This is a genomic window from Hyphomicrobium sp. (assembly GCF_051860585.1).
Taxonomy (GTDB): Bacteria; Pseudomonadota; Alphaproteobacteria; order Rhizobiales; family Hyphomicrobiaceae; genus Hyphomicrobium_C.
Genome location: NZ_JBHYDS010000006.1, coordinates 224,245 through 240,320, shown reverse-complemented (window position 1 = coordinate 240,320; position 16,076 = coordinate 224,245). Strand labels below are relative to the sequence as shown.

Below are 16,076 nucleotides of genomic sequence, written 5' to 3'. Positions count from 1 at the left end.
ACACGGCACATCACGATGTATTCAGCGCCCGCGATCGCATCCGGTGCGATTTTCCTGGGCAGCCGGGTCCGTCATGGTATCTTGTAACGGAAGGCCATCAGAAACTTCACGGGCACCGATGTCTGAAGTTGCACGCATTGCATTTCCCCCGCCGGACAAGACGAACGGCAAGCGCTTGGCGAAAGCGGTCGAGCGCGCGAGCGAGGAATTCGCGGCCAAGAACCTGCGCTTCACCAAGCTGCGCCAGATGGTCTACGGGGAAATCGCGGCCACCTACGCATCGATTGGCGCCTATGAAATCCTCGCGCGCCTCGCCGACAAGGGCACGCGCGTCGCGCCCATTTCGATCTATCGCGCCATCGACGCATTGCTCGAAGCGGGCGTCATCCACCGCCTCGAAAGCAAGAACGCGTTCTTCGCCTGCCGCCGCATGGATCATCGCACCGGACGCCGTCCGCTGTTTCTCTCGTGCGAGAAATGCGGCGCCGTGGGCGAGGTGGACGGGCAGCACATCTTCGACCTGATCGGCGAAGCCGCTGTTGGCGCGAAATTCCAGGCTCGTGTTAAGTTCGTGGAAGTCCAGGGCCTCTGTCCCCGCTGCGCCGCGGCGGTCGAAAAGGAATAGGCTACGCCCCGAATGACTGAGCAGCGCCTTGGAGACTCCGCGAGGGCTGGCGGCGCATCCCTTGCGGGCGGCGCCGGCGCATCGTCGGGTCATGCCCATCATCATCACGTCCATGCCGGCGCCTGCTGCGGCGGCCACGGCCCATCGGCCAGCCTGCCGCCCGATCCCAGCGCCCTGATCAGCGCCCGCGGCCTCAAGGTCGTTCGCGGCGGACGCACCATCCTGACCGACATCGACCTCGACATTCACCCGCGCGAGATCCTGACCCTGATCGGCCCCAACGGCGCCGGCAAGACCACCCTCGTACGCACCCTGCTCGGCCTCGAGCCCCCGGACGGCGGCGCGATCCTGCGCAGGAAAGGCCTTCGCATCGGCTACGTCCCGCAACGCTTCGACGTCGACCGCACGCTGCCGATGACGGTCGCGCGCTTTCTGACCCTGGGCGATACGTCACGCAAACCGCGCGTGGCCGGCGTACTGGCAGAAGTGGGCGCCGAACGCGTCGCCGGCCAGCAACTGGTCGAGCTGTCGGGCGGCGAACTGCAGCGCGTCGTGCTCGCCCGCGCGCTCCTGAACGATCCGGATCTCCTGGTCCTCGACGAGCCGGTTCGCGGCGTCGACTACGTCGGCGAGGCGGAACTGTACGGGCTGATCGGCCGCCTGCGCGACACGCGCGGCCTCGGCGTGATCTTGATCTCGCACGACCTGCACGTCGTCATGGCGCAGAGTGACCGCGTCATCTGCCTCAACCGTCACGTCTGCTGCTCGGGCGTACCCGAGACCGTGGCGCAGCATCCCGAATACATGCGCCTCTTCGGCCCCGACCAGGCGCGCAACTTCGCCGTCTACCAGCACCACCACGATCATCGCCACGATCTGGCCGGCGATCCCGCGCCCTCCCTGACCGAGGGCAGGAGCTCTGCCGAAGACACCGGCTCCGCCGAGCGAAAGGGCCCTGCCGGAGGCAGACCGTGATCGAACTCGAGCCGTTTCTCCTCCGCGCACTCGCCGCGTCGCTGGCGCTTGCCGTCGTCGCTGCCCCCCTCGGCTCGCTCGTGATCTGGAACCGGATGGCCTATTTCGGCGAGACGATCTCGACGGCGAGCCTGCTCGGCATCGCGCTCGGCCTGGCCCTCGGCATCGACATCACCGCACCCGTCATTGCCGTCACGCTCGCGATGGCGGGCCTTCTCATTCTGCTCTCGCGCCAGAAGATCGTGCCGCTGGATGCCATCCTCGGCCTGATGCACCACGGCACGCTCGCGCTCGGTGTCATCGCCACCCTGAGCCTGAGCGGCCCCGGCGTCGATCTCATGGGCTACCTGTTCGGCGACATCTTTGCCGTCACCACGACCGATCTCTACTGGGTGTTCGGCGGCGGAGCGCTGGTGCTCGCCGTCCTGGCTTGGCTGTGGCAGCCGATGCTGCGCCTCGCCGTGCACGAGGAGCTGGCCTCCGCGGAAGGCGTCAACCGCGACGCCGTGAAAGCGATCTTCATCGTGCTGTTGTCGCTGACCATAGCCATCGCCATCAAGATCGTCGGCGCACTGCTCGTGATCGCCTTCCTGATCGTCCCGGCCGTCGCCGCCCGTCCGCTGTCGTCTACACCCGAGCGCATGGCGATCCTCGCCGCCCTGATCGCCGCTGTCAGCGTGCTGCTCGGCCTTGGCCTTTCGGTCAATTTCGACGTCCCTGGCGGCCCTGCGATCGTCGTCTTCATGGCCATCATTGCTGGCCTGTCCGTCGCCTCCGCAGCCCTCGCGCGGCGGACGTGACTTCGGGCCGCTGGCAGACGGCGGCGACCTGGATTAAATGAGAGCTTGTAAGGCACTTCGGCCACGCCCTGGACCCATGAATTCATGACCGACGCCTCGCACTCCCAAATCGCGCCACGCCGCTGGTCCGTACCGGTCGACGTCGCAGGCGTCGTCGTCGGCGGCTCAAGCCCGGTCGTCGTGCAATCGATGACCAACACCGACACCGCCGACATCCAAGGCACTATCGCGCAAGTGGCCGCCCTCGCCCGCACCGGCAGCGAGCTGGTCCGCATCACCGTCGACCGCGACGAGGCCGCCAAGGCCGTGCCCCACATCCGCGATGGGCTCTTGAAGCGCGGCGTGCGCGTGCCTCTCGTCGGCGACTTCCACTACATCGGCCACAAGCTGCTCGCCGAAAACCCGGCCTGCGCCGAAGCGCTCGACAAATACCGCATCAATCCCGGCAACGTCGGCTTCAAGGACAAGAAGGACCGCCAGTTCGCCGACATCATCGCCATCGCGCTCAAGCACGACAAACCGGTGCGCATCGGCGTCAACTGGGGCTCGCTCGATCAGGAGCTGCTGACGCGCCTGATGGACGAGAACGCGGCGTCCGCCACACCCAAGGATGCGCGGCACGTGATGCACGAGGCCATCGTGCAGTCCGCGCTGCTGTCGGCCGAGCTGGCCGAAACGCTCGGCATGGGCGCGGACAAGATCATCCTCTCGGCCAAGGTCTCGGCCGTCCAGGATCTGATCGCGGTCTACCGCATGCTGGCGGCCCGCTGCCGCTATGCGCTGCACCTCGGGCTGACCGAAGCCGGCATGGGCTCGAAGGGCATCGTCGCCTCCACGGCCGCGCTCGGCATCGTGCTGCAGGAAGGCATCGGCGACACCATTCGCATCTCGCTGACCCCCGAGCCCGGCGGCGACCGCACGTTGGAGGTGAAGGTCGGCCAGGAGATCCTGCAGACCATGGGACTGCGGACTTTCGTGCCCGTCGTCGCCGCGTGTCCCGGCTGCGGCCGCACCACCTCGACGGTATTCCAGGAGCTCGCCCGCGACGTCGAGGACATGATCCGCGACCGCATGCCGGACTGGAAAGTCCGCTACCCCGGCGTCGAGGCGCTGACCTTCGCCGTCATGGGCTGCATCGTGAACGGCCCAGGAGAATCGAAGCACGCCGACATCGGCATCTCGCTGCCCGGCACCGGCGAAAGTCCCGCCGCTCCCGTCTTCATCGACGGCAAGAAGGCGATGACGTTGCGCGGCCCCAATATCGCCGCCGACTTCAAGACGTTGGTGGAAGACTACATCGAGCGCCGCTTCGGCGTCGGCGCCCGCCGCGAGACGACCGAAACCGCGGTCTAGCGCCCCCGTTCGCCATCTTTGCCCCGCCTCACGCGTGCCACCACCGCTGTGTCGCGGCAGAGTTCCACCGATCCTGATTGCGCGCGAACCCGGCTGGCCCCATAGTCCGGCCATGACAGAAAAATCATCAGCTGCCGGATGGGTCGTCCAACTTTCGATCCCGGGAAAAGCCGTCGAAGGCGATCAATGGCGCGGCCCCGCTCTTGCGGACGCTCCGACCTTCCAGTTCTACAATGTGGCCGTCGCGGTTAGCGAAAAGGCCATCGAGGCGGCGCGCAAGAAAGCCGGCGCGGCGGAAGATGCGCCGATGACGGCCGTCCGTCGCCTGTCGCCATCCGAGGTCGCCCACGTCGGCCTCAAGACCGGCGAAGCGCGCCTGGCTTGATCCGGCTTAAGCCGATCCGACCGGGACCAAGCCAAGGCCGTAAGCTCCCCGAAAGCTTGGCCGCTTACCGCTAGATCTGTGCCGCGTCACGTGCTCCCGGAGCACGAGCAACCGTTTGCGTCTGAGTTGCATCGACCCACAGTGCTTCCGGAAAGTGTGGAGCGGTCATGGCGCAGCCATGCAGACACATAAGTCCGGTTTGAAGCACGCTGAAAAAAGCGCGCGCGGATGCTGAAAACCCTCGAAAATCGCGGCTCTTTGAGAGCCATGTACGAGACGATGGCCTTGATCCGAACGGTCGAGACCAACCTCCTGGATCTCTTCGGCAAGGGCAAGCTGCGCGGCACCGTGCACACCGGCATCGGCCAGGAGGCCATCGCCGCGGGCGTCATCGCCGCCCTCGATCTCGACCGCGACGTGATCTGCTCCAACCATCGCGGCCACGGCCATTACCTCGCCTACTGCGGCGACGCGAAGGGCCTCATCGCGGAAGTCATGGGCCTGCCCCATGGCGTCTGCCGCGGCGTCGGCGGCAGCCAGCACCTTCATAAGCGCAACTTCTATTCCAACGGCATCCTCGGCGGCATGGCGCCCGTCTCGGTCGGCATGGCCATGGCCGAGAAGACCGCGCAGTCCGGCGCCGTCGTCGTCCAGTTTGCAGGCGACGGCGCGCTCGCCGAAGGCGCATTCTACGAAAGCTTCAACATCGCCGCCCTCTGGAAGCTGCCGTACCTGCTCGTGGTCGAAGACAACGGCTACGCCCAGAGCACGCCGAAAGCCCTTGAGCAGGCCGGCCGGCTGGCTGACCGCCCGAAGCCCTTCGGCATCCCGGTGGCCGAGGTCGACGGCAACGACGCGGAAGCGGTCCACGAGGCCGCCGAAGCCATGATCGAACGCATCCGCACCGGTGACGGCCCCGGCATGCTCTACTGCACGACCTATCGCCTCGCGCCGCACTCGAAGGGTGACGACATCCGCGACAAGCAGGAGATCGCCGACGCCTGGACGCGCGAGCCGATGGTCCGCGCCCGCGAAAAACTCCCCGGCGAGTTCTGCGACGCCGTCGACCAATCGGTCGCCAATGAGGTCCGTGACATCATCGAAGCACTAGTGTGATGATCGAGAAATTCGCCACATCGAGCGACCAGGTATCGAGCGAATTTCTCGATCTGAATCACACGAGCAAGTCGATGCTTCTAGTGTCCCTTATGATTCCGAAGTTCGCTCCGGGACCTAGCCGCAAACTCAAGCGAACTTCGGAATCGGGCCACTAGCATGACAGCACACACCGCACCGGCCCCGGCCTCGACCTATCTGCAAAGCCTCAATCGCGGCCTGCACGCGGCGATGGAGGCCGATACCCGCGTCCACTTCGCGGGCGAAGACGTCCTCGATCCTTACGGCGGCGCGTTCAAGGTCTCGGCCGGCCTCTCGACGCGTTTCCCGGACCGCGTCCACACGACGCCGATTTCGGAGGGTGCGATCACCGGCCTCGCGAGCGGCATGGCGTTGCGCGGCTTGAAGCCCGTCGTCGAGATCATGTTCGGCGACTTCCTGACGCTGACATTCGATCAGATTTTGAATCATGCCGTGAAGTTCGGCGCCATGTACGGCCAGGACGTGTCCGTCCCGATGGTGATCCGCACACCCATGGGCGGCCGTCGTGGTTATGGCCCGACGCATAGCCAGAGTATCGAGAAGCACTTCTGCGGCATCGCGGGACTGAAGATCATCTCGCCGTCGCACGTGCACGGCCCCGGCGATCTCCTCGGCCACGCCATCGCCAGCGAAACCCAGCCCGTGCTCTTCATCGAATACAAGGCGCTCTACCCGATGCCGTTGTTCACGGGCAGCGACAGCCTGACCGTCGAGCCCGCCGCCGAGCCATATGCCACGCGCATCGTGCGCAATTTCGAGAGCGGCGAACCGGATGCCGTGCTGATCGGTTATGGCGGCGTCGCGCCGCTGATGCTCGAAGTGGCGGAACGGCTTGCGGATGAGGAGATCAACATCTCCGTCGTGCTGCCGGCCGTCATCTCGCCGCTCGATATCGCGCCTATCGCCCGCGAAGCAGCTCGCGCCCGCCGCGCGATCGTCGTCGAAGAAGGCACGGCCGGTTTCGATTGGGGCGCCGAGGTTGCGGCGCGCTTGCATGAGACGCTGTTCGGCAAGCTCGATCGTCCCGTGCGACGCTTGGCGTCCAAGCCGGCGATCATCCCGACGTCCAAGGACGGCGAAGCCGCAACCCTGATCGGCGCCGACGACATCGAGGCGGCCGTCTACGAGGAACTCGAATAATGATCCACCCGACGGCGAAGCTTGCCGTTCTCTCCCGCCCCTCGCTCTACCATCCCTCCCCCCTCGTGGGGGTGGCTTGGTGGGGGGCAACCCGCAGCATTTCCGTCGGGATTCCCCCCACCCCTAACCCCTCCCCACGAGGGGGAGGGGAAAAGGCTCGATCGTCGGGAGCACGAGCATGATCCATGTGATGCGTATGCCGGGCGTCAACGCCAACGAAGACAGCGCCATCCTCGTACGCTGGATGGTGGACGAAGGCGCGGCGGTCAAAAAAGGCCAGTTCGTCTGCGAGATCGAGACCACCAAGAGCACGGTCGAAGTCGAGGCCGACGCCGACGGCTACCTCGTCCCGCTTGCGGCGCCCGGAGCGAGCCAGCAGGTCGGCGCGCCCATCGCGGTGATCAAAGCTGATCTCGCGGCTGATCACTCAGCCCTGCTCGCCGCCGACGGCACTCCGGCCAAGGGAGAGGCCGACAAGCGCTGGACCAAGAAAGCCGCCATCGTCGCCCGCAGGCTTGGCATCGACATCGACGCGCTGGCAAAGCAGAAGCCCGGCACGACTCTCACCGAAGCCGACGTATTGGCAGCGCAATCCGGCGAGCCGAACGAAGCGTCCGCAGCGGCGCCGGCGGTCTCAGCCCTGGCAGCGCCGGTCGCCCCGGCCGTGCCGGTCGCGCCGCGCGCCTATCTTGGCGTCGGCCAGCATTTCGAACGGGTTCTCCTAATCGGCGGCGCGAGCGGCGCCGGCGCCATCGCCGTCGAGGCGATTTTGCGCACATCGCATCAGCGCCCGGCCGGCATCATCGACACCAACCCAAAAACGCACGGACAGATCGTTCACGGCGTGCCGGTGCTCGGCGACCGCACCGCCATTCCGACGCTCTGGAACGAGGGTCGCTTCGACGGCGCCATCATCCTGTTCACCGACGACATCGACGACCGGGCCGAGCTGTTCAACGGCCTCATCGCTGAGGGCGTGCGCATGACGAACGTGATCGATCCTTCGGTCTCGATCCGGTCCGACGTCAAGATGGGCGTCGGCAACACCATCATGTCGAACGGCTTCATCGCGGCCGGAGCGGAGATCGGCAACAACAACTTCTTTGCCAGCCATAACGTGATCGAGCATCACAGCACGGTCGGCGACCACAACGCCTTCGGTCCGCGCTGCACCGCCTGTGGACGCGTCACGATCGGCAGTTTCATCCGCTTCGGCATGCACGTCGGCATCGAGCCGTACCTGTCGATCGGCGACCGCTGCATCATCGCCTCGGGAACGACGCTCACGAGCTCCGTCCCGGCGAACACGATCGTCAAGGCGCGCTCGACGAACGAATTCCGCCAACGCTGATTTAACAATCTTTTAGAAATTCTTCGCAGATCGTCGGCCATTCGTCCGAAAGCATTAGCTTAACGAGCGGTAATGGTAGTGCAGCCAACTCCGCTACGGTGATCTCCGTTTGCCGTCCTGCTTGGATTGCCGCGAGGGCTGAGGCCCGCGCCGCGTTAGAAAAAAGCAGCACCGAGACCAAATTCGTCGCTCGACATCGGTCCAAGGATTTTTTCAGCAAGCTCTTTTACATGCTCAGGAGTATTTGTCCTCTCTTCCTTGCGATCAAAAAGATGTACCAGCTCCTTGCAGCAGACAACTCGTTGCCAAGGAATTGGCAGCCTCGTGTTATAGCCGATTATGGTGTGGAATTCAGGCGGAGAGTACACTGCTATTGCTTTCGTGTACTGGTAGATTGCGCCCCAAATCTGTCCGGGATCAACATCGTTGCCAATGAATACTATTTCATCTTGCATTCCGAGCTTAACGATAGCGTCCCTTATTTCGTCAATCTCGACGGGGACTTCGCTTCGATCAGCGAACTCGGAAATGAGCTTTTTGAATAACGACATTCAGTACCCTCATGAAAAAGGCCCGGACAGTTACCGGGCCTTCATCCACCAGAGCAAGCGTAGAAATGTTCGCTTCTAAAGTGAAGTCCTTCTAAGACCACTAAACGGAGGGTTATCCACTAGGTTGTCAAAGTCGACGACAACAAGCAATTCGCAAGCCGCACCCGCGAGCGAATCAGGAGTCGCGCCCCTCCCGCTACCTGGGAAGAACTTGATGTTGACCAATTCCCTCCCCTCAGCAGAAAGGAGGGCCTGGAGCTTTTCCATTCCCTTTTCCATAACAACCTCAATCATATCAAATATTTATAAGGTCCTAGTGCGGTCTACCGTTGCATACAGATAGCGTGTTAGACGCGTTCGCGCAAGGTCTAGGCTTGACATCTGCCAAAACACCTGCGCGCAAACCTATAACGTAGCGCAACCTTAAAGGGTTGCACTCATGGGCTTCTCACAAAGATTTCGCATGCGAAGCTTGCGGGAATCTTATTAACAAATTGTGTCAACAAGTTAACGTGCGAATCTGTGGACTGACACAATAGCAACTCGCACTGCGACGGGGATTATTTGGCGGCAATGTGCGCTGCAATTGTCACCGGTCGCGCCGGGCGACAAAGCGTGCCGCCTCGATGAGCGTCGCTGCTCGCGCGCCGAACGGCGCCAGCGCATCGACCGCGGCTTGCTCGGTCCGCATGAGCTCGGCGCGGGCCTGCGCGATCCCCAGCAACGACACCAGCGTGGCCTTGCCAGCCTCGGCGTCCTTGCTCACGGCCTTGCCGACAGTCTCAGCGTCGCCCTCGGCGTCGAGCAGATCGTCGGCGATCTGGAAGGCGACGCCGATGTGATGCCCGTACGCGCTCAGCGCGGCCCGCTGCTCGGGGCTAGCTCCGCCGAGGATGCCGCCTGCTTCCGCGGCAAAGCGGATCAGCGCCCCGGTCTTGAGGCTCTGCATGTGGAGAATCGCGTCAACCGTCTGCGGGACGCCCGCACTGAGCCGTTCCGCCCCGAGGTCGAGCGCCTGCCCGCCCACCATGCCGGCGGCTCCGGCGGCCTTGGCGAGCCCGGTGATCAAAGCCAGCCGGGTGCCCGGGTCGGGATGGGTCTCCGGCGCCGCCAGGATCTCGAACGCGAGCGTCAACAGCGCATCCCCGGCCAGAATGGCGGTCCATTCGTCGAAGGCGACCCAGACCGACGGTTGTCCGCGGCGGACCCGGTCGTTATCCATGGCCGGCAAATCGTCGTGGGCGAGCGAATAGCAGTGGATGCATTCGAGCGCGGCCGCGGTATCCAAAGCCTGGGCGTGGGAGAGCCCGAAAAGAGCCGCACTTTCAAGCACAAGAAATGGCCGGAACCTTTTCCCGCCGCCGAGCGTCGCGTGCTGAACGGCGTCAAGGAGCCGCTGCGGAGCCGCACCGGCACCACCGGAGTGCTGAGTTGTCGATCCGGCAAGCGCGCGCAGCCGGCCGGCCGTTAGCCCTGCAATCAGATCGAGCCTTTGCGCGAAGGTCATAGACGAAGTACCTAGACTGTCCGAAGAAACTGGCGAGTGGCGCGGGATATAGCATTCGTGGCCGATAAGGACACCCGTGACGACCTGGGCGCATACGGCGACCCGATCCCAGTGGCGGATGTTCCTCCCTCGGAGGGCGGGCCGGTCTCGCGTGATTCTCCGCCCGACACCCCAACATCGGAAGCGCTCGAAAAGCCGCCCGGACCGCCCCACAACCCGGCGATGCGCGCCGACGCCCGAACGGGCATCGCCCCCGCGCGCGATGGTCCCCGCGTCGAACCCGCCATCGTCGAGGATCCCACAGTCGACGAACCCTTCTTCCACGAGCCCTGGATAGCGCCCTGGCCGGAGGAAGCCGCGGCTCTTGAGCTGGACCCCGCTCCGCCTATCGAGCCCCCAGCGCCTGAGGCCGATGCCATCGATCCATCCGAGGCGATACCGGATACCGGCCCGCAGGATCAGATATCGGCTCAGCGGATGCCCGATACCGCTTGGCCGGAGCTTGAACACGCTCCGCAATTCGAGGCGAAAGTCTCCCAGCCTGACCTCACTGAGTCTGACCTCGCCGAGCCTGAAGTTCCCGCGCCCGCAGAGGACGCAGCGGCGAGGGCACCGCCCGATGCCGTCGAGCCCTCACCCGTCCCGGAGGCCGAGACGGCCCCTCCCGCAGTCGCCGCCGACGACCGTGGTTCATGGCGGGCCGCGATCGCCGACGCTCTCTTCGAGCCGTCGCCGCCCGCTCACGAGGACCCCGTTCCGTCCGCCCGCGCCGAACCGCCGCCCCCGCTCCCAATCGAGCCTGCCGCTGAAGCGCCCGTTCTCGCGCCACCCGCCCCAGAGGCTTCTCCACCTGCGAGCGTGCCCGCCTACCCTCGGGCCTCGATCGAGCTTCTGCCGGAGCGCTCAGCCCCGGCACCTTCGGATTGGCGGCTTGAGGCGCGCCCGGCACCCACCGCGGAGCTGGACCAGCCGCCACATAGTCCGGACACGCCACACGCGCCGGACGACAGCGACCGGGAGCAAGCGCAAAGCGACGCAAGTTTCACGGCCGCCGCCGAGGACCTGTTCCGCCCGCCCGAGATCGAGCGCGACCCGCACCTGATCACCCTCGGCCGGCGCCTCGATCCGTCTTTGCGCATTCCGCGCCCCGTAGCGCCGGTGATCGCGCCCCGCTACGAGCCGGACCCCGAGACGCATCTCCGTCCGACGTGGAAGACGGCATCGTGGCAGGATCGCCTCTGGATCACCGGCCGCTACGCGGCCTATGCAGCCGGCGGCTACCTGGCGCTCGTACTCGTGCTCATCGTGCTCTTCCGCTTCGTCAACCCGCCCGGCTCGATGTTGATGCTGACGAAGCTGTTGACCGGCAATTCCGTCGACCGGACGTGGGTGCCGCTGGAGCAGATTTCCCCGGCCCTGGTCCGCGCCGTCATCGTCTCGGAAGACGGCCGTTTCTGCGAGCACAGCGGCATCGACACGCACGCGATCAAGGACGCCATCGAACGCGCCTCGGGCGGCGTCGCGCGTGGCGCCAGCACCATCTCGATGCAGGTGACCAAGAACCTCTTCCTGTGGAACGCCAAGAGCTACATCCGCAAGGTGATCGAGATTCCGTTGACCCTCGTGATGGAAATCGTCTGGCCGAAGCGGCGCATTCTTGAAATGTATCTCAATATTGCCGAATGGGGCCCCGGCGTCTTCGGTGCGGAAGCGGCGGCCCGGCATCATTTCAACAAGCCCGCCTATCGCCTCAACGAGCGCGAGGCCGCCCTGCTGGCCGCGGTGCTGCCCAATCCGGTCCGCCGGGATGCCGGATCGCCGAACACGCTGACCTCCAGCAAGGCGCGCGTGGTCCAGGCGCGCGTCAAAGCGTATGGCGCCATCGCCGCCTGCGTCGTCGGACCCCAGTCCCGCGCCTTGGAGGCTGCTGCACCCCCCGCCGCTCCTGGCAATGCCACCGCGACGCCCCGCAATCAACCGGCCCGCAAGACGACCCCGCAGCGCAAGGCGCCGCGCCGCGAAACCATCGAAGACTGGGGCGCGACCGTCCGGATGGGCCCGCAATGAACCCTAATGCGGACCTCAGCCGGACGCCCGGATTTGCCCCCTAGCATTTTCCGACGAAGTGGATGCCGGTTCGTCGCAAGAAAATGCGACAAAACAGAAATCTAGAGCGTTCGATCCGATTTCATCGGATCAAAAACGCTCTAGCGTGAGCCCCGGATTGCCGCTATAACGCCGCCAACTTTGGGTTTGGAGCCTGCGGCGCCCGATCGACCGGTTGGCGTCGCATTTTGCTGTTGGCATCGCCCGAAACGCCCTTTCGACGACACAAGGCGCCCCTTGCGCGGCGCCCGAAATATTGGAGTTAACCAATGGCAGTTCCTAGGAAAAAGACCTCTCCCATGAAGAAGGGCCAGCGTCAGTCGCATGACGCCCTGACCGCCCCGACTTATGTCGAGGACAAGGAGAGCGGCGAGCGTCGCCGTCCCCACCACATCGACCTCAAGACCGGCAAGTACAACGGCCGCCAGATTCTCGCACCGAAGGCCGAGGCGTAAGCCACGTTCGCCGGCGAAGACTGTTCACGGAACCGCGATGCAGGCACCCGCTTGCGTCGCGGTTGTGCTTTCTAGGCCCCGCGCGGCGCACTCTGGTGCATACGGACGGCCCAGCCTCGCACGGTCCGTCGCATTCTCTCCGGGGATAGGGTAAAAGGGCTCGCATCGGCCCACCAGGAGAGAGCTATGTCGCTGAGAGCCATTCCGCTAACCTTCTTCATCTTCATCCTCTACAACGTCCTCGTTCTATTCTCCGGATCGGCGGGAACCGAAGGCGGCGACGGCGCAGCCGCAGCGCGCGCCCTCCTGGGGACTGAGATCTTCGGCATCCCGATGATCAGCGGCGCCAAATGGTCCTTCACCTGGGGTGACCTGATCCTCACCACCACGCTGTTCGTGCTGTTCGCCGAGATCCTCAAAGCCACCTACACGTCGACCTCCTCGCTGGTCGATCACGGCCTCTCGATGCTGGTGTTCATTGCCGCCCTGATCGAGTTCATCGTCGTGCCCCAGGCGGCCACGTCGGTGTTCTTCCTCGTGCTGGTCGCGCTGCTGGTGGACGTCATCGCCGGCTTCACGATCGGCATTCGCGTCGCCAAGCGCGATATCGGCTTCGGCTCGGGTGACAATTAACTGCAATCCCACCGCAAGGCGCTGCCGCAATGACCGAACAGCGCCCCGACACCGATGAAACGAACGCGAACGCGGTGCTTGCCGCGCTCGAGAACGACAAACTGGTCCTCGTCGTTCAACCGATCATCGACGCGCAGAGCGGAGCGATCGCCTCCTACGAGGGGCTGCTCCGCCTGCGCGGCACTGACGGCGCACTTCACTCGGCCACGGATTTGATCGAAAGCGCCGAGCGCGCGCATCTTGTGCAGCACATCGATTGCCGCGCCCTGGAGCTGGGATTGGCGCTTCTGAAGCGCCATCCCGGCCTCGTGCTGTCCCTCAACGTTTCGAGCCTGACGGCCCACGACGGCGATTGGGTGGCCCTGCTGCGGACGCTGGCGGCCGGTGCGCCCGATCTCACCCCGCGCCTCACGATCGAGATCACCGAGACCGCGATCATCAAGGACATGGCGAAGGTTGCCGCCTTCGTCGACGACGTGCGCGCGCTCGGTTGCCGCGTCGCGATCGACGATTTCGGCGCCGGCTACACATCGTTTCGCCATTTGAAGTCGCTGCACGTCGACGTGCTGAAAATCGACGGCGCGTTCATCACCGATCTGCCGGGCGACCCGCAAAGCCGGATCATCGCCAAGACGATGATCGACATGGCCCACAACATGGGCCTGAAGACGGTAGCGGAATGGGTTGGCAGCGCCGAAGCGGCGAGCTTCCTGCGCGACGCGGGCGTGACCTACCTGCAGGGATTTTTGTACGGCCAGCCGATGCCCGTCGAGGAGCTCGCGGCCAGCGAAGCGCTCCGCGTCGCGCCCTGAAGCACGGCGCCGCACCATGAGACGCGCCCCGAAACCGGGCCCTCAGAAATGTGAAACCGGGGAAAAGCGTTAGTCGCGGTCGCGCGCCAGCCGTTCGATGCGCTGCTGCATGGCATCGAGCTGCGCCTTGAGCTCGTCGATCTCCGCGCCCTTGGGAGCCTCCGGCGTGGTGATCCCTTGCGCCGCATCGCGCGCCGTCGCCTCATCCCGGTCGGCCTGGGCCTGAAACTTCGCCACGCCACCGAACGACGTCCACATGCTCATGGCTTGTTCGAACATCGCCATGTTCTTGCGGGCCTGGTCTTGATAGGCCTCGAAAGCGGCTGCCGGATTGGAGAACGCACTTGCGAACATCGTCCGGAACTTCTCCTGCTCCTTGACGAGATTCTCGAGGCTGAACTGGAGATAGCTCGGCACCATCGTGCCAATGTTGTCGTCATAAAAGCGGATGAGCTGGCGCAGGAACGGGATCGGCAACAGCGTCTGCCCGCCCTCCCGGCTCTCCTGCTCGACGATGATCTGGGTCAGTACGGCGTGGGTGAGGTCGTCGCCGGACTTGGCGTCGTAAACGACGAAGTCCTTGTCCTTGCGAACCATCTGCGCGAGGTCGTCGAGGGTCACGTACGTGCTCGTCTCGGTATTGTAGAGACGTCGGTTCGCGTACTTCTTGATGACGACGGCTTCTTTCTTTTCGGAGCCTGCGTCGGATTTGTTCAGCATCGCTTGGGCCATCAAACTCACACCTGTTTGCAGTGCGTCATCGTAGCACAGCCGGGAGACGTGCTACCAGACCTAACTGCATAACAGCCAAGCAACATCTGGCGGAAAGACCTAATTGCACGCCACGACGCGCTGCTGCTATCGTCATAATTGGGCTGCCGTCAAACCATGATGCATGTCGAACGCTGCCCACCGATCAACGTCAAGAAACGACCGAATCCCCCCAGGAGGAAGCACCTATGAGTGCGGAGAACACGACCATCGTCATCGCCAGCGCCGCAAGAACGCCGGTGGGGTCTTTCAATGGCGCACTCGGTAGCCTGCCGGCGCACGAACTCGGCAGGGTTGCCATCACGGCCGCGCTCCAGCGCGCAAACGTCCAGCCTGGTGAGGTGTCCGAGGTCATTCTCGGCCAGGTGCTGACGGCCGGTCAGGGCCAGGGCCCCGCGCGCCAGGCGTCGATTGCAGCCGGCATTCCCGTCGATGCGCCGGCCTGGAGCATCAACCAGATTTGCGGCTCCGGCCTTCGCGCCGTGGCCCTCGGCATGCAGCAGATCAAGAACGGCGATGCCGCCATCGTCGTTGCCGGCGGCCAGGAGAGCATGAGCCGCTCCATGCACGCCGCGCACATGCGCGACGGCACCAAGATGGGCGACGTCAAGTTCATCGACACCATGGTCAAGGACGGCCTGTGGGACGCCTTCAACAACTACCACATGGGCACGACCGCCGAGAACGTCGCCAAGCAGTGGCAGATTCCGCGCGCCGATCAGGACGCCTTCGCCGCTGCATCGCAGAACAAGGCCGAAGCCGCCCGCAAGGCCGGTAAGTTCAAGGACGAGATCGCGCCCGTCACCATCAAGGGCAAGAAGGGCGATGTCATCGTCGACACCGACGAATACATCAAGGACGGCGTGACGGCGGACGGCCTCGCCAAGCTTCGCCCCGCCTTCGATCCCAAGGAAGGCTCGGTCACGGCTGCGAACGCCTCCGGCATCAACGACGGCGCCGCCGTCGTCGTGCTCATGACGGAAGCCGAAGCCAAGAAGCGCGGCATCAAGCCTCTCGCGCGCATCAAGTCGTGGGCGACCGTCGGCGTCGATCCCTCGATCATGGGCACGGGTCCGATCCCGGCGTCGAAGAAGGCCCTCGAGAAGGCCGGCTGGACCGTGCAGGATCTCGATCTGATCGAAGCCAATGAAGCGTTCGCGGCTCAGGCGCTCTGCGTCAACAAGGGCCTCGGCCTCGACGCCGACAAGGTCAACGTCAACGGCGGCGCGATCGCCATCGGCCACCCGATCGGTGCATCGGGCGCCCGCATTCTGACGACGCTGCTGTACGAAATGCAGCGCCGCGACGCGAAGAAGGGCCTTGCCACGCTGTGCATCGGCGGCGGCATGGGCGTTGCGATGTGCGTCGAACGCGACTGATCTCACTAAGCCCCTCCCTACCCGTAGGGAGGGGCTTTTTGCTACCCCGTTGGCGAAGCAGCCCTGCCCGATAAC

16 protein-coding genes are annotated in these 16,076 nt (G+C 64.7%); 13 read left to right on the top strand and 3 right to left on the bottom strand.

Annotated elements, in window-relative coordinates; translation table 11 throughout:
• The first annotated feature begins 118 nt into the window (after positions 1–118).
• From ACTIFK_RS11875 to ACTIFK_RS11840, 8 genes are all read left to right on the top strand, one after another.
• Positions 119–625 (top strand): Fur family transcriptional regulator, encoded by a 507-nt coding sequence (locus tag ACTIFK_RS11875; RefSeq protein WP_439543281.1) that lies wholly within the window; start codon positions 119–121, stop codon positions 623–625.
• A 12-nt stretch (positions 626–637) separates the two neighbouring features.
• Positions 638–1,600: an ATP-binding cassette domain-containing protein gene (locus ACTIFK_RS11870; RefSeq protein ID WP_439543280.1), complete on the top strand. Its 963-nt coding sequence runs from the start codon at positions 638–640 to the stop codon at positions 1,598–1,600.
• Positions 1,597–2,400 (top strand): metal ABC transporter permease, encoded by an 804-nt coding sequence (locus ACTIFK_RS11865; RefSeq protein WP_439543279.1) that lies wholly within the window; start codon positions 1,597–1,599, stop codon positions 2,398–2,400. Before ACTIFK_RS11870 ends, ACTIFK_RS11865 begins: the two co-directional genes overlap by 4 nt.
• Positions 2,401–2,484: 84 nt before the next feature.
• On the top strand, positions 2,485–3,753 hold the full coding sequence (gene ispG, locus ACTIFK_RS11860; protein ID WP_439543278.1) for a flavodoxin-dependent (E)-4-hydroxy-3-methylbut-2-enyl-diphosphate synthase: 1,269 nt from the start codon (positions 2,485–2,487) through the stop codon (positions 3,751–3,753).
• Positions 3,754–3,865: 112 nt separating this feature from the next.
• Entirely contained in the window at positions 3,866–4,138 is a 273-nt protein-coding gene (locus ACTIFK_RS11855; protein WP_439543277.1) for a hypothetical protein, read from the top strand.
• A 228-nt stretch (positions 4,139–4,366) separates the two neighbouring features.
• A complete protein-coding gene (locus ACTIFK_RS11850; RefSeq protein ID WP_439543276.1) occupies positions 4,367–5,254 on the top strand; it encodes a thiamine pyrophosphate-dependent dehydrogenase E1 component subunit alpha in 888 nt (295 codons plus the stop codon).
• A 159-nt stretch (positions 5,255–5,413) separates the two neighbouring features.
• Entirely contained in the window at positions 5,414–6,436 is a 1,023-nt protein-coding gene (locus ACTIFK_RS11845) for an alpha-ketoacid dehydrogenase subunit beta (protein WP_439543275.1), read from the top strand.
• A 178-nt stretch (positions 6,437–6,614) separates the two neighbouring features.
• A complete protein-coding gene (locus tag ACTIFK_RS11840) occupies positions 6,615–7,787 on the top strand; it encodes a biotin/lipoyl-containing protein (protein WP_439543274.1) in 1,173 nt (390 codons plus the stop codon).
• Positions 7,788–7,942: 155 nt separating this feature from the next.
• On the opposite strand, the gene ACTIFK_RS11835 is transcribed toward ACTIFK_RS11840, so the two are convergent.
• Together ACTIFK_RS11835 and ACTIFK_RS11830 are read right to left on the bottom strand one after the other, a co-directional pair.
• Complete coding sequence (locus ACTIFK_RS11835) at positions 7,943–8,338, bottom strand: hypothetical protein (RefSeq protein ID WP_439543273.1); 396 nt, start codon at positions 8,336–8,338, stop codon at positions 7,943–7,945.
• Between the two features lie 589 nt (positions 8,339–8,927).
• Positions 8,928–9,845 (bottom strand): polyprenyl synthetase family protein, encoded by a 918-nt coding sequence (locus ACTIFK_RS11830; RefSeq protein ID WP_439543272.1) that lies wholly within the window; start codon positions 9,843–9,845, stop codon positions 8,928–8,930.
• Between the two features lie 57 nt (positions 9,846–9,902).
• Here ACTIFK_RS11830 and mtgA point away from each other — a divergent pair, with 57 nt between their 5' ends.
• The 4 genes from mtgA (at position 9,903) to ACTIFK_RS11810 (ending at position 13,851) form a co-directional block, all read left to right on the top strand.
• Positions 9,903–11,912 carry a monofunctional biosynthetic peptidoglycan transglycosylase gene (gene mtgA / locus ACTIFK_RS11825; protein ID WP_439543271.1) on the top strand — a complete coding sequence of 670 codons (2,010 nt, stop codon included), beginning with the start codon at positions 9,903–9,905 and terminating at the stop codon, positions 11,910–11,912.
• A 308-nt stretch (positions 11,913–12,220) separates the two neighbouring features.
• Positions 12,221–12,406 (top strand): 50S ribosomal protein L32, encoded by a 186-nt coding sequence (gene rpmF, locus ACTIFK_RS11820; RefSeq protein WP_439543270.1) that lies wholly within the window; start codon positions 12,221–12,223, stop codon positions 12,404–12,406.
• A gap of 186 nt (positions 12,407–12,592) precedes the next feature.
• The gene (locus ACTIFK_RS11815; RefSeq protein WP_439543269.1) at positions 12,593–13,039 is read left to right on the top strand and encodes a hypothetical protein; all 447 of its coding nucleotides are present in this window, start codon (positions 12,593–12,595) and stop codon (positions 13,037–13,039) included.
• A 29-nt stretch (positions 13,040–13,068) separates the two neighbouring features.
• Positions 13,069–13,851 carry an EAL domain-containing protein gene (locus ACTIFK_RS11810; protein WP_439543268.1) on the top strand — a complete coding sequence of 261 codons (783 nt, stop codon included), beginning with the start codon at positions 13,069–13,071 and terminating at the stop codon, positions 13,849–13,851.
• A gap of 69 nt (positions 13,852–13,920) precedes the next feature.
• Here the strand turns inward: ACTIFK_RS11810 and phaR are convergent, their stop codons facing one another.
• The gene (gene phaR, locus ACTIFK_RS11805) at positions 13,921–14,583 is read right to left on the bottom strand and encodes a polyhydroxyalkanoate synthesis repressor PhaR (RefSeq protein WP_439543267.1); all 663 of its coding nucleotides are present in this window, start codon (positions 14,581–14,583) and stop codon (positions 13,921–13,923) included.
• Positions 14,584–14,810: 227 nt separating this feature from the next.
• On the opposite strand from phaR, the gene ACTIFK_RS11800 reads away from it, so the two are divergent.
• On the top strand, positions 14,811–16,001 hold the full coding sequence (locus ACTIFK_RS11800) for an acetyl-CoA C-acetyltransferase (RefSeq protein WP_439543266.1): 1,191 nt from the start codon (positions 14,811–14,813) through the stop codon (positions 15,999–16,001).
• Positions 16,002–16,076: the final 75 nt, after the last annotated feature.